This is a genomic window from Rhodopirellula islandica (assembly GCF_001027925.1).
GTDB lineage: Bacteria > Planctomycetota > Planctomycetia > Pirellulales > Pirellulaceae > Rhodopirellula > Rhodopirellula islandica.
In genome coordinates this window covers 183,456-197,006 of record NZ_LECT01000043.1, presented here as the reverse complement: position 1 = coordinate 197,006, position 13,551 = coordinate 183,456, and the positions used below count along the sequence as shown (strand labels likewise).

11 protein-coding genes are annotated in these 13,551 nt (G+C 52.4%); all 11 read right to left on the bottom strand.

The features are described from left to right. Positions 1 to 222: 222 nt before the first annotated feature. Positions 223 to 2,787: a polysaccharide biosynthesis tyrosine autokinase gene (locus RISK_RS21075; protein WP_047816283.1), complete on the bottom strand. Its 2,565-nt coding sequence runs from the start codon at positions 2,785 to 2,787 to the stop codon at positions 223 to 225. A gap of 571 nt (positions 2,788 to 3,358) precedes the next feature. Beyond that, the gene (locus tag RISK_RS21070; protein WP_047816282.1) at positions 3,359 to 4,108 is read right to left on the bottom strand and encodes a glycosyltransferase family 2 protein; all 750 of its coding nucleotides are present in this window, start codon (positions 4,106 to 4,108) and stop codon (positions 3,359 to 3,361) included. Further along, entirely contained in the window at positions 4,105 to 4,638 is a 534-nt protein-coding gene (locus tag RISK_RS21065) for a WcaF family extracellular polysaccharide biosynthesis acetyltransferase (protein ID WP_047816281.1), read from the bottom strand. Before RISK_RS21065 ends, RISK_RS21070 begins: the two co-directional genes overlap by 4 nt. Positions 4,639 to 4,749: 111 nt before the next feature. Beyond that, complete coding sequence (locus RISK_RS21060) at positions 4,750 to 5,529, bottom strand: glycosyltransferase family 2 protein (protein ID WP_047816280.1); 780 nt, start codon at positions 5,527 to 5,529, stop codon at positions 4,750 to 4,752. Then, positions 5,526 to 6,749: a glycosyltransferase gene (locus RISK_RS21055; RefSeq protein ID WP_083435089.1), complete on the bottom strand. Its 1,224-nt coding sequence runs from the start codon at positions 6,747 to 6,749 to the stop codon at positions 5,526 to 5,528. Before RISK_RS21055 ends, RISK_RS21060 begins: the two co-directional genes overlap by 4 nt. A gap of 59 nt (positions 6,750 to 6,808) precedes the next feature. Continuing rightward, the gene (locus RISK_RS33410) at positions 6,809 to 8,014 is read right to left on the bottom strand and encodes a glycosyltransferase family 4 protein (RefSeq protein WP_083435088.1); all 1,206 of its coding nucleotides are present in this window, start codon (positions 8,012 to 8,014) and stop codon (positions 6,809 to 6,811) included. Between the two features lie 109 nt (positions 8,015 to 8,123). Continuing rightward, a complete protein-coding gene (locus RISK_RS21045) occupies positions 8,124 to 9,164 on the bottom strand; it encodes a polysaccharide pyruvyl transferase family protein (protein ID WP_047816278.1) in 1,041 nt (346 codons plus the stop codon). Continuing rightward, on the bottom strand, positions 9,161 to 9,748 hold the full coding sequence (locus tag RISK_RS33685; protein ID WP_053061255.1) for an acyltransferase: 588 nt from the start codon (positions 9,746 to 9,748) through the stop codon (positions 9,161 to 9,163). The genes RISK_RS21045 and RISK_RS33685 overlap by 4 nt, the downstream gene beginning before the upstream one ends. After that, positions 9,742 to 11,208: a hypothetical protein gene (locus RISK_RS21035; protein ID WP_047816277.1), complete on the bottom strand. Its 1,467-nt coding sequence runs from the start codon at positions 11,206 to 11,208 to the stop codon at positions 9,742 to 9,744. Before RISK_RS21035 ends, RISK_RS33685 begins: the two co-directional genes overlap by 7 nt. Beyond that, the gene (locus RISK_RS33680; RefSeq protein WP_390173958.1) at positions 11,205 to 11,888 is read right to left on the bottom strand and encodes a phosphoadenylyl-sulfate reductase; all 684 of its coding nucleotides are present in this window, start codon (positions 11,886 to 11,888) and stop codon (positions 11,205 to 11,207) included. The genes RISK_RS21035 and RISK_RS33680 overlap by 4 nt, the downstream gene beginning before the upstream one ends. A gap of 47 nt (positions 11,889 to 11,935) precedes the next feature. Further along, positions 11,936 to 13,450, bottom strand: a complete 1,515-nt coding sequence (locus RISK_RS21025) for a lipopolysaccharide biosynthesis protein (protein WP_047816276.1) — start codon at positions 13,448 to 13,450, stop codon at positions 11,936 to 11,938. Between the last annotated feature and the right edge of the window lie 101 nt (positions 13,451 to 13,551).

Sequence of the window (13,551 nt, the reverse complement as noted above, 5' to 3'; positions counted from 1 at the left end):
GGGGAGGGCACCCATGATAAGGTGCGTCCGAGCACAACGCCAGAAATTGCTGGTCAAAAGTGATCGCAATTCCACAGTTCGAAGTGGAATTTACCGGCGTTATCGGTCGGACGACAGTCCCGCCCTTGTCGTAGCTGGAACTGCCAGATCTCACACCGTAGCTGGATTCGCCAGAATTCAGATCATTGAGCTGGCTGCCGTCCGAATTCTTGGCGAATCCGGCTACACGTCCGACGAGCGTTCTTGCTCGACCGGCGGCATGGCCGTTGGTGGCACGGCAATCGGCCGCGCACTTCGCGGTGCGGGCCCTCGCCCCGAGACAACCACGGGCGTCCGTCGGGTGCCAGCCTTGGAACCGTTGTTGGCGGTCTTGCGGTAGTACCGGCTGGTGTGTCGGCCGTATCGGTAATAACCGTAGCCTTTGTAGCCGTCGTTGTTGCCGGCTTCGTCCGACGCGTTGATCACCACACCCAGCAACTTCGCGCCCACGTTGGCCAGGATGGAAGCGGCTTCTTTGGCGTTGGGTTTGCTCTTCCGCCGAACCTTGAGTGCCATCACGACACCATCGGTCATGCTGGCAGTGATGCTGGGGTCCGTCACTACCAGCAACGGCGGCGTGTCCAGAATGATGTAGTCGTACTCTTCCCGAAGAACGTCCAGTAATTCGCTCATTTCCGGCAACGTCAGCGCTTCTGCTGGGTTTGCTGGAATCGGTCCCGAAGGCATCATTTTCAACGTACTGAGAGGAGTGTCATGAGCCGCGTCAACATGTTCGCATTTGCCGCTCAACACATCGACCAAACCAAGTTGATCCGCTTTTGCAAAGTTGTCCGTGACCTGAGGCCGGCGAAGGTCACAGTCAATGATCAAAGTTCGTTTGCCTGACTGAGCGATGCTGCACGCCAAGTTGCCAGCGATGGTCGACTTCCCGTCACCAGGAAGCGGGCTGGTGACCTGGATGATTTTCCCACCGTGGATGCCAGCCATTTCAAAAAGAACCGAGGTTCGGCAAGACCGGATCGCCTCGGAAGCCACCGAAGAAGGAGCGTGTACCACCGCCAAGTGGGCATCCAACTGTTCAAACGGATTGCTTGTCTCACCCTTGGCCCGACGAACACGTCCTTTGAAGAATGGAACATGGGTCAAGATCGGTGCCCCAACCGCAGCCACAATTTCTTCCGGATCGCGGAAGGTGTTTGCATTTTTCTCCAGCAGCAGTGCCAGACCACATCCTATTATGAGTCCGGCTATTGTACCAATCCCTAGTGTTTTGATAATGCTCGGGCCGATAACATAGGCAGTACTCGGTGCCACTAGCTCCGTGACGCGGATACCACCTTCCTCTTCCACCAATTCGACTCGAGCCATTTGTTCCTCGAGATGATTGATTAGTTCTCTATTACGATCAATTTCGCGAAGCAAAGCCGTGTTTTCTTGTTCAAACTGAGCGAGCTTGATTGCTTCCTTCCGTTCACTTGCAATCTGCAGGTCGATTTCCCCAATTTGCTGCTCAAGGAGGTTGACTTCGGCCCTGGAGGCGATGAGGACGACATTGACCGCCTCTTCAGCTCTCTTAGCAGGGTCAATTCCCTCCACCTTGTTCTGCTCCATCAGTTCAACAATGCGTTCGGATTGCTCGGTGATCAAACGTTTTAGTTCCCTCTTCATCATCGTCAGTTCTGCGTCGAGTGCTTTTACGGTTGGGTGCTGCTCTCCGAATTCTGCGGCGAATTTATTGCGTTCAATCATCAACGGTACCAGTTGTTGGTCCAATTCAATCTGAGCAAGTTCCACGTCCCCGTCTCGCATGTCCTGGCTAATCCGTTTGGAATCCGGTATTTCAAAGTTCTTCCCGATTAGTTGCCCGATGATAGAGAGCCGAACCAAAGGATCTTTCGCCTCATTTGAAATGCTATCGATAGCAGTAAGTTCGATGGCTTTCTTCCGAAGCTCCTCAAAAAGTTCACTGCGTCGTGCAGTAAGATACAGTTGCCTTTCGCGGTGTGGATTGATCGCCTGCCCGTTTTCATCCCATACCAACGGAGCGTCTTGCCGGAACTCTCGGTATCGCGACTCAAGTTCGGCCATTTTAGGCTGCATCTGATTGGTCGCAATTGAGATGAGCTTCAACAGCTCACTGCGCGAACTTTTGTGTTTGTCCGCAAATAGCTTTTGCAGTGCAGCGCTGTACGCCTTGATGGCAGCTTCGCACAGTTCTGGGTCCGTGTTCTCGAAGGTCATCTGCGCAACCAACGAGGACGCGGAACGCTCGTCCTTCAAATCCGTCTCGAACTCCAGCATCTTGGATGCGAGAGCTGCCAGTTCAACTGGTGAACCGTGGAATTGCTCCCGAAACACATTCATGTTCCCGTCGGATAGGGCACTCCGATTGACTTCATCACTAAACAATTGTGCGCGGATTATTTCTATGGATGGGACTCCACCAATCCGATCTCCTGTCATCGTGTCAATGACCGCAGGCCGATCCGATTCAAACATCAAAAGGGTTGCGGACTGAAAGGTCTCTGGCGTTTTGATAAATACGAGGAAACCAATCATCGCACCTAGGATCGTGGGACCCATTGCGGCCCAGCGATAACGCCAGATAGCACCGAGCAAATCAGAAGCGTCGCCCTGGTCTGCGCTCCCCCAGCCCTCATTCATGGCAGGGTAGGATCCGGTCGCCGCCAATCCCATCGTTCCCGCATTCTGAGAGGGATACGACGCGAATGAATTCGGTCCGCGTTTTCCGGCGGTCGGGTCAGTTGAATTCGAGTTCGGGGTCATCCGAAATCCGTGTTGATTAGCTAAGTAGTGGGGGGGCGACGCCGCAAAGCTGCCAAGTGCGTTTGCTCGAGGAAGCAGTCAAGTGTACGGAGCGACCGGCCGTTGGGCTAGGAAATCTATTCTTGGAAAAGCAATTCCGGGGGACAGGCCACGGGCATCCGGTACTTTCGGATCGCCCGCCGGAATCGTCAAAATCGATGGAATCGACTCGAGTAGAACAGTTGTCCCCAGCTGTTCCGCATGGCTGGTTGAGGTGCCAACACCACCTGTCACCGAGAGGGGGGCTAGGGCTTCCAACCTGTGAATGAATCACGAAGGACAATATCCCCAGCACTTCGCCCCTCCACAGTGCAGAACCGACGCTCGCAACGGTTCCGCAATTCCGATCGAATCACTCTCCCAAGCGTCCCAATAGAACGCATGCGAAAACCGGATCGCCAGGGCAGACGTCCCGTCAGGCGTTCAATCGCGACGGCGTGTGGACATTGCTATTCGTTGCCTGTGAATGTGTCCCGCTTCCTTCACAGCCTGGAAGCCGATGTCACAGCTGCCGAGACCAGAAAGATGCTTTTCACCGGCGTAAGAATTGAGGCAATTTCCGAAGCGGTTTCGTGAACCGAAGCCCCATTGGTGGTCGCAGATGGTTGGTCAGCCAAGCTTGGCGATCATCGCGATTGGCGTTCAGACGGTTGGTCAAGCTGGCATTGCTCGCCCCACCGACTCGCATCTTCACGGTCACGCGAGGCAGGTATGCCATGTTCGCGCCGTGACGAACCATCATCCGGACCAGCAATTCGTAGTCCGCAGCCGTACGAAAGTCCTCGTTGAATAAGCCAAACTGTTCGTAGAATTCACGGCGGAAGTACACGGTCGGATGTGGCGGCATCCAGCCCCGTCGGAACTTTCGGACGTCGTAGACACCTGAAACCCAACGTCGATGGACGCGGTCTCGATCGCTTGCATCGACATATTCCAGGTCTGCATAAACACCATCCAGATTTGGATCAGCCATCGCTGCCGCGACATCGGCCAGCACATTCTCGTCGGCCAACCAATCGTCTGCGTGCAAGAAGCCAACGACATCTCCGGTGGCGGCACGCAGGCCCTTGTTCAAAGCGTTGTAGATCCCCGTATCGGGCTCGCGAATCGAACACGACACTTGATCGCCAAACTGAGAGATAACGTCGGTGGTGCCATCATTCGAGTTCCCATCGACGACGACCGTTTCCAGGTTCACATTTCGCTGCGAGAGCACCGAACCAAGTGCATCGCCGATCGTCTCGCGGCGATTTTGGACCGCGGTGATCACGGAGATCTTCATGATTGGACTTTGATGCGAGCCGGATTGCCGATCACGGTCGTGTTAGGAGGCACGTCCTTCAAGATGACGCTGCCTGCAGCGCACATGCTGTTCGGCCCGATCGTCACCCCCGGAGCAACGAAGCACCTCGCAGTCACCCAACAACCTTCGCGGATGACGATGGGCTTGGTGACCAAGTCAAAGGTTGGCAAGTCGAATCGGTGTGAACCAGTGCACAGATAGGCTTGCTGCGAGATGCATGTGTTCGATTCGATTTGGACGCTTGCAAGAGAAAGTATTTGCACTCCCTCACCGATCCAGACATGATCGCCTACTGTAAGCCTCCAAGGGAAACTGATTGAGACACCCGATCGAATGATCACACCTGAGCCAATCTTTGCCCCAAAGCATCTGAGGATTGTGCAGCGAATGCGCGAGGGAAAAGGAACTGGCAACAGAAATGCAACTAGCCTCGTCAGAAGCCACAACGTCTCAACGCTGCGAGAAACGCCTCGGTCCAAATTGGCACGGTAGCCTTTGAGCTGAATCATTTGGCAATACCATTGACGACACCGAATCGAAGTCGCGGTGATGCTGCTTCCGCCATCGAAGTGTTCGCAGGATCTGTCGAAAGGCAGTGTGACCGACTCGCGATTTTTGTATCACTCATTCAGCCCAATCCATTGGCGAAGTTTTCGATCGAGTAAAACAAGGGACAAAATTAACTCGGCAAAAAATCGTTGAGTCGAGTAAAATATTCCGGCCCATCCGTCAAGAATCAGGCGTTTCGCAAACAGGCAATAAAAGAGGTTGAGGAATGGTGCAAACAGGATTTTACTTCGAAGGCGGTCTTTCCAACTCAGGTTGCAGTTGGATTTGATTTTGTCTGCCTCTAAAAACGCATATTTGATCTGAGCGTTGAACCAATGTGAAAGTGGCTTGTGGTCATCATGGTCAATGACGATACCAGACGACACTACAGAGCCGTCAACAAGGGCTCGTTGTGTATGGCCGTCCTGAACGTAGTGAGCTGCTTGGCGACGGTAAAGCAAGGTCCTCGATGGATACAACGTTGCTCTCAGCGGGCGGCCGTAGACGCAATAGCGGAATGTAGCGGAGTAACCGGTGGCCTCGTCTAGGTCAGCTAGCTTTTGTTCGATGTCGAGGGGGACAAGGTAGTCTGCGTCCAGGGACAACACCCATTCTGTTCTTGCTTGTTCAAGCCCATAGTTGGCTTGATTGGAATGGCAATCAAATTTTCTCTGGACAACTTCGACATTGGGAAACCCGTTGGCGATGTCAAGCGTTGAATCGGTGCTGAAGCTATCCAGCACGACCACGCGTGGCGCCCAGCGAAGGCGTTCCAGCGTCGCTTGGATGTTCGACCCTTCATTGTACGTTAGTACGATGGGAGTAACTGACGAAGCGAGGATTCCCGTCATTGATTTAGAATCGAGAGGTAGAAGTCGGAGAGTTTGCGGGCAGTTTCCTTCCACGAAAAATGGGTCATCGCGTATTGTGACCCACGACGCCCCATTTCGCTAAGCTCCGCAGGAGATTTTGATATCGCGTTCCGAAACGCTGATGTCAACATCTCCGGAGTTGGGTCTACCCACCATCCCATGCGATGCTCTTGCAGGCACTTCCAGGGAGCCCCCGTCGTCGTTAGTACGGGGAGTCCTGACGCCATCGCTTCTGCAATCACGATCCCAAAATTTTCGCTGAATGTTGGGAGCACGAACAGGTCCGCGGCGACGTATTCTTGCCACTTTTCCGTATCGTTCCGTTCCCCTGAAATTTCGATTTCGTCTTCCAGTCCAGCCTTTCTGATCGTTGCCTCCACCTCAGCTGCATGGCCTGCTTCGTCGGGGCCGATGATCCTCATCTTCCATCCGCTCGGCTGGACCTGCTTCCAGACGTCAATCCATTGCAGCAAGCCCTTTTTGGGATGAATTCTGGAAAGGAAGAGTGCGGTCTTGGCGGCGCCGGGGTTTTGAGGGTCGGGGGCTCCGCGGGAGAGCGTTGAATTTCTCAACGTTTGGAGAGTCTCTTCTTTTATACTGAGCCCGTTGGGGGCGACGCAGACTGGTTGCTTGAAGCCGAGGCGGGCAATGTCGTCCGCCTCTGCCTCGCATGTCGCGTGGAAACCCGCTGCGGAAGTCAAATCGCGGCGTTGAAAAAGCGGCCATGCAATCTTCTTTTTCCAAGCAGAAAAATTCATCGACCATGGACTGAGCATCCCTCGTGGACTAACAATTCGCGGCACGCTCCGGCGCTGGCACAAATCCGCAACGAAATGGTTGGAGGGTAGCCAGACTCCATGGTCGTGCACGAGCCATCGTTTAGCCGAAGGCTGCGCTAGCAACGTCTTGAGCTGCCGCTTCATAGCCTTCGCTCCGTCGAGCCGCATTCGATTAGGTTTCTCTGGTGCGAGAAACCAACGCTCGCCATCTTTCGGGAGACCGCTAGGCGTTTCATGGCCGGCGGGACATGTAGAGACCAGGTACCAGTCCACACCAATCCTGCCTAAAGATTGTGCTAGCGCCGGGACACTCCGGGATGTGCCGCCATGATCAAGTCGCGTGGAGGCAACTGTTTGAACGATTGAATAGTCACTCACCCGAATGATCTCCTGCGCTCTTGATTGCTCCAGGTGCGTCATTGGTTTGACTGTGATCGCAATCTTGTCGGAACCGATTGGTTTTCAAAATTGTTTCCACGCTATGGAATGAGAAGTTCTTCGTAAAGAGAAAGGAATTTGGCTGCTGATTGTTCCCAGGAAAACAAGTTGGCGATTTCTTTCCCCTTCTTTTGGAGTGTTGAGCGTAGAACATCGTCAGCCAAGACTTTCTCGATCGCGTCCGCAATTTCCGTATTGTCAGTGCTGTCAAACAGAACTGCAGCATCACCGGCGATCTCTGTTAATGAGGAGTTCCGACTGCAGGCAACCGGTGTTCCTGCGTGAAACGCCTCGACAACCGGTATGCCAAAGCCTTCGAAATGGGAGGGGAACACCAACGCTTTCGCATGAGCATACAAGGCTTGGATTTGGTCCTGATTGATAAAGCCAAGGCAGGAAATTTGACCTGCAAGTCCCAGTTGTTCGATTTTGGGAGCAATCGTATCGTGAAAATAATCGGTCTGAGGACCAGTGAAAACTGTGTTGAACCGAATTCCTCGCGAATTCAAAATGCTCACTGCCTCAAGCAAACCAAGGTGGTTTTTGTGGGGGTAGGTTTTGGCAGGAAAAAAGATGTATGGGCGTCTGACACCGAGTCGTTCCAATTCACGCTTCTGAGAGATTGTGTCCAGGTTCGTTGTGCGCCGGAATGCACCGTTGTAGATTAGAGCAGTCTGCTCCAGTTCCACTCCTGTGTACCTGAGAGTGTCTTGCTGGCAAGATTGCGAGATGCAAATGACCCTGTCGGCGCCGCGGCAGAGTCGACGATACAGGTTTCTTCTAGCGCTGAGCTCCCGTTTGCTGAAGTAGTGCGGGAGATGTTCATGTTGGAAATCGTGAGGGGTGTAGAGGTACTTGCAATTTGTGGCAAAGGCATGCTGATGAACGAAGTGAACCAAATCGGGCGAGTATTCCTTTGCCTCAGTCGGTTCTTTCGGCACACGGACGCTTAGAGGACCTAGCAGATGACCGAGGTGGGATCGCAGAATAGCTCGCGTGGTCTGTCTGCGTGGTTGGACATTGCCGTTGTCTTTGGCCCGAACCGTCTTGATTTTGGCCCAGTTTGGGAGATGGTCTAGGATCCATTCTGTGTGCCCCTCAATGCAAAGAAAGCAGATCTCAAAGTTTGGCTCTGGGTGTTGCCGAAGGCCACTTGCAATTCCGGCAACGACCTGTTGGATACCGCCTGATCGACCGTCGATGAGCCTTGCATCAATGAGGACTCGTTTCTTTCTGGTTGCGAGCATCAAGTGGAGTGGAGTGAGCGGCGTGGGGTGGCTATGCGGGCCAATTGTTGATCTCTGTTGAGTCTAGTTATGGAGGTGGTCAGGATTTGTTCGCAAGGAGGGCCAGCGATTATAGGTTGGATAGCAACCATTCCCGCGTTTCCTTGCCTACTTGCCGAATTCTTTGCGTCACAGAGCTGTAGTTTGGGGAGAAAAGGTGGACGGCGCCTTCCTTGTCTAATTCAAGTTCATGTGCAATTCCGAAAGTGTCGAGCAATGAGGCAACACGATTGTGTGTTTTGTTGCTTGAAACGAAAAGAAACGGGCGACCAGATTTGAGTGAAAAAACAACTCCATGGAATGTGCTCGTCAGTACGGTGTGGGCCTTGGAAAACTCTTGGATGAATTCAAAAGGGCCACATGTCATATCCACGATGTCGCAATACTTCTTGGCTCGCAACGGAGGTGGATATCCGATGCACTTGATTTGCAATTGATGTGCGCTAGCGTAATCTTTGGCCAGCTGATTTGTCTCGTGTGACTGTAGAAACGAATAGACGAGCAGGGTGTTCTCTGTTCTCGCGTTTGAGACGTCGCAGTCGATGGTGAAATCGTACATCAGCGCGGGGTCCAGCGTGACCGTTGCATCAATGCTCGCAACTTCTTTTACGATCTGGAGCGTGTTTTGATCTCGGACGGAGATGGCGTCGAATTGAGTGAGGTCTTTCTGCATTTCTGGTGGGTGTTGGTCACGGGGGGTTACTGACCCGGCACTAGCTGAGAATGCGATCCGTCTTTTAGCGTTCACTCGACCGAAGAACACCGGGTCGTAGCCGAATAGCTGGTAGTTCCACACGACGTCGCTCCCTATGACGACCGTGTTATAGTGGATCTCGTCGATTTGACTGGGGGAGCAAATTTGTGGACCGAGGTTGAAGCGTCTTTGATCGCGAGCAAATGCCATTGTCTTTTGCCAGGAGCGGAACATGTTGATGGGGTTCCGCAGGCTTTTGGCTTTGAACGGCCTCTCCATTTGTTGGTGTTCAGGGTTTTTGTAGTTGATGATATGAGCGTCGTGTCCAGCACTTCGCAATGTCTGGAGCGTTGACCATGCTTGCAGGAACGCGCCATGATTTGGTCCGTCGTGGAATGTGAGGATACCAATTGTCATGTGTCTACCGAACGAATGGGTTTTGCAGGAACTCCTGCCGCAATAGTCATCTCAGGTATCGACTTGGTTACAACACTTCCGGCGCAAATGACCGAGCCTTTTCCGATTTGAACACCTTTTAGCACGACGACGCGCGGGCCTATCCAAACGTTTTCACAGATCGTAATGGGTTTTGAATCAACCACCGTCCAGTCCTTGAAATTGTTCCATCGGTTGGGGATGTCCTTTGCCCGTACCGCAGGTGAAAGCGAGTGTCCGTCCGTGTCTGTAATGTAACAGTCATGGGCAATGAGTACGTCGTTTCCAATTGAGACGTGAGATGTTGATACGATGGTAGAGCGGACCCCGACAAAACTCCGCTCGCCGATTGCGAAACCTGACTCTTGTTTCTGGCAACTGATTGTCCCGAGACAGATCGAAAAATCCCCAAAGACTAGTTGGTTTTGTCCGCTTGCGTGGATGTTCTTCCAGTTGATCTTAACGGGGTTTCCAATTTGCACAGTGTTTTCGCGACAAAGTCGACGCAGGCAGATGGTGCGTTGAACCTTTTCTTTCGTCGTATGAAAGATTTGGCGTACTAGCATTTTGTGGCCCTGTCAGCCAACCGGTAGACCAGCGTCAAATCGCGAGGGTCAGTGTCTTCTATCAGGTGTTTTGTGCTGGATGTAAGGACGCAAATCGGACTGGCACCTTTGTCTCCAGTAAATGCGGCGTGATTTACTGATCGTAGAGATTTTGGGACATCACCGTAGTTTGGGTTCTCAGCAATCAATTTTGAGACAGTCTCATCGAAAAAGATTCCTTCGCTATTCTGGAATTTTATATCGGGCAGACGGACTGATTCTGGGCCGGAGAAATGCCGTCTGTATGCGGTCGCCAAAAGGCCCTTGCGTTCTGACGTATCCAGTTGGTTGAACGTGCGGACAATTTCGTCTACTAGGCTGGGAAGTTCATTGTCATCTACCGGGCCAGAGAAACGTTGTCGGTCATTGATGAATATCCCTGGAATATAGGTGCTTCCAAATGCCAGTGTCTTCTTCCAGTCGGTGTTGGATAGGAGTGTACGCGCGGTTGGGAGTTTGCTGAGTACTTTTCCGGTGGCGGAACCGAGGCGAAGGGTGTGTTTTAGTTTGCGCAACGCATTGAGGGTTGCGCTGGTTTTCTTTGTCTGGAGGTAGTTGTGGTCTTTTAGGAAGTGCGAGATGTTCGCTCGGTACTTGTGAGGGGCGTTCCCATGATCCGCGGTGATAATGAAGTGTTCAGGATTCAGTTCCGTGTAGAGACGCTCAATTTGTTTGTCGAGCATGTAGAAGTGCTCTTGCAGTTTTTTGTGAATCCAGCTCATTTCATAGCGCGTACCCGTTGTTTCTTCGGTTGTGGGAAGCGTTGTGTAGCTTTCAATTTCGCTTCGAGCAAGGTATTCAATAATCGTTGTACCTCTATTGCAGAGGAATCCGGCAGCAAGATCGCGTTCTTTGCATATTTGTAGAAAGCAATTGGTTCTGCGTTCTTCCATGACAACGAGGTCGTCCAGCATGTCGGCTGTGTTCTCGTAATCTGCGTTTGGGATTCGTATGTCAACGATGTAGTCGTTGGCCTCTAATATCGGTATGACTGAAGGGTCTGAAACAAGTTCCGGCGGAATTCCATTGATCTTGTTCAGTCCACCGCCTGCGCTACCGATGACGATTCCGTGTTTCACAGGCGGTACCGGTGTCGTCGTCGGGACGTTCATGATCAGGTAAGGAAGTTTTCGTTCTTCGAAAATTGTCCACAGCGGACGTATGTCGTCTCGGTCCGATAGTTGTGACATTCGGAAACTTGTCGAGCAACGGTGGGTGCCATCGAGCAACGGGGCCATGTAGAAGCCTCCGGTTTCGTCGCCGGGCTTTCCAGTAAGAATTTCGACCCAGCCACGATTGATCAGATCGGAAGTCAGTTCGATGCTGTTGTTCTCCTTCAGGAACCTATGAAGGAATGGCATTTCGAATTTCTTCATAATGGCGAGATCACCGCCGTCGATTCCATAGATCAATAGTTTCATGAGTTTTCCGATCTGGAGTGAATGGGTGGCTTGGGGTCGAGGTGCAAGCCACATTCTGTTTTGGAGGTGCCTGCCCATCGGCCTGAACGAGCGTCGTTTGTGGATGGGAGCGCGGTGCACGGAGCACAGCCAATGCTAGCAAAACCTGCTTCGTGAAGCGGGTGCCTCGGGAGCGAGTGTTTCGCGATGTACGTTTCGATGTCCTCTTTCGACCAGTTCAACATCGGGCAAATTTTGACTGTTCCATTGTTCTGGGTGGATACAACTTTTGACTTGCTTCGTTGGCTCGTTTGGTCGCGGCGTATTCCGGTGATCCAAGCGTCAAAGTTTTTGAGCTCATTTTGGAGTGGTTCGACTTTGTTCAGGTGGCAGCACAGGTTTGGGTCGGAGGATGGCAACTGTTGGTTTTTGCTTTGCCCTTCGGCTTGTCCCGAAAGTGGTTTTAGGTCGACGATGTTGAGTCCGAGAACCTCTTGGATTTCGGATTTAAACGCCAATGTTTCGGCGAAATGAAAACCGGTGTCGAGGAATAGGACGGGTGTGGTGGGGCAAATCTGGCTGACCAGATGGAGTAGCGGAATGCTTTGTGTTTGAAATGAACTGGTGAGTGCCAGTCTCTCGTGGTGCCTTTTTGCCGCGATTGCAATGATCTGCTTTGAGCGTTTCTCGTTGCGGTGCATGTCAGGGGCGTGTTCTTGCGAAGGCATTGTGGAAGGGGGCGTTTCTTTTAGGCCGCCTCGGCCCCTGTTTTTGGAATCAGTTGGCTGGTTGCAATCCAGCAAATGCCACCGCAGATGAGGCCGGTGCATGTTGAGGCGATGGCCGTGGGGATGAGTGGGTAGTCCACTGGTAGGTCCACCAAGAGTAGAAAACAAGTGAGCGGTACGACCAGGAGCAAAACCGGCAAAGCCACCGTGTTGGCGCTCGCGGATCCGAAAAGTGTCTTTTCGACAAAGAAGCGATTGAATAGGATCGGGGCGAGAACTAGCAACTGTGCCGCAGCAGCACCTTCCGCTCCATAGAAGTAGGCAAGCCCTGCGCTGAAGGGGAGAATTGTCACTGTGTTGGCGGTGGCGATGATGGTCATGGCACGCGTCTTATTGGATGCCATCAGCAAGTTGCTGGTCAGTATGCTCAACGGGTAGACGGCGTAGCGAATGGCTAGCAGTTGAAAGATAGGTTGGATTTTTTCGGCGCGATCAGCTTCGATCCAGAGAGCAAGCAAAGGCCCGCATCCGATAGCAAGCGGGGGGATTGCCAGACCGCTTAGTGTGCAGAGATAGCGAGTTGCGTTCGAGTAGACCTCGTGCACCCTTTGAGTGTCGCCTGACTGGATCAATTTCGTTGCGAACGGGAATAGATAGGCGAACGCACTCGAAAGCATGAGGTGGACTTGGGTGAGCACTCTGGATGGAACTGCATAGAGGGTCAGTGCAGTTGGTCCAAGGATGGATGCAAGTATCAATATCTCACCCGAACTTCGAGCGGTAGCAACCATTGAATTGAGCCAGATGTAGACTCCGTAGGAAACGAAATTTCGAAACTCGTCCCAAGAGAATGAAGGGAGAATACTAAGCTCGGGGAGCGCCCAGCGTTTTAAAACGATCACTCCGAGGATGGCTTGTATACCTTTGAATGCAACAGCGGCAAAGACAATCGCAGCGAGTTCAAATCCTAAAAGGACAAGGGAGATTTGCGAGACCGCAGTTCCGATTCGTGCTATTGCTGAAAGCGGAACAGACAGTTCGAACCGCTCGAATCCCTTCAGTGAATTGTCGATTGTGTTGACAACGAAGACGAAGGGAAGTCCGAATGCGGCTAATCGAATGATGAAAGCGAGTTCGTTGGGAGGTGCATTCGCCGGATGTGGATACAGACGCGAAACCGCTTCAGTGCATAAGATGATTGTGGTGCAAGATGCGATCCCGAAAATCAGATTTGCTATCAGTGACGTTTCAACAACTAGTTTCAGTTTCGATTTGGATTCGTTTGAATGACGGTATTTGGCAACAAAATGCTGCGCTGCCGGTCCAAGTCCCAGCGAGAGCATTCCGTTTAGTCCCATGATGGTCGTCGCGATAACGAGCATTCCGAAGGCGCTGTCGCCTAATTCTCGCAGCAGGAGGGGGGTGAGGCATATTACGGAGGCCGCTTGTGCCCCGTAGTCAATCAGTCCCCACGCGGAATTCTTTCTGTTGGTAGCATTCTGGGAGGTTGCTTCTAGCTTCTTGATTCTATCCATGGGGTTGAAGTGGTCGCCGTAGGCTGAGAATGAAGTAACCGTAGTTACGTTTTGGCTGCTTCATGGCCAACGAAGTTCTGTCGTTCGCGTGATCTTTGCCG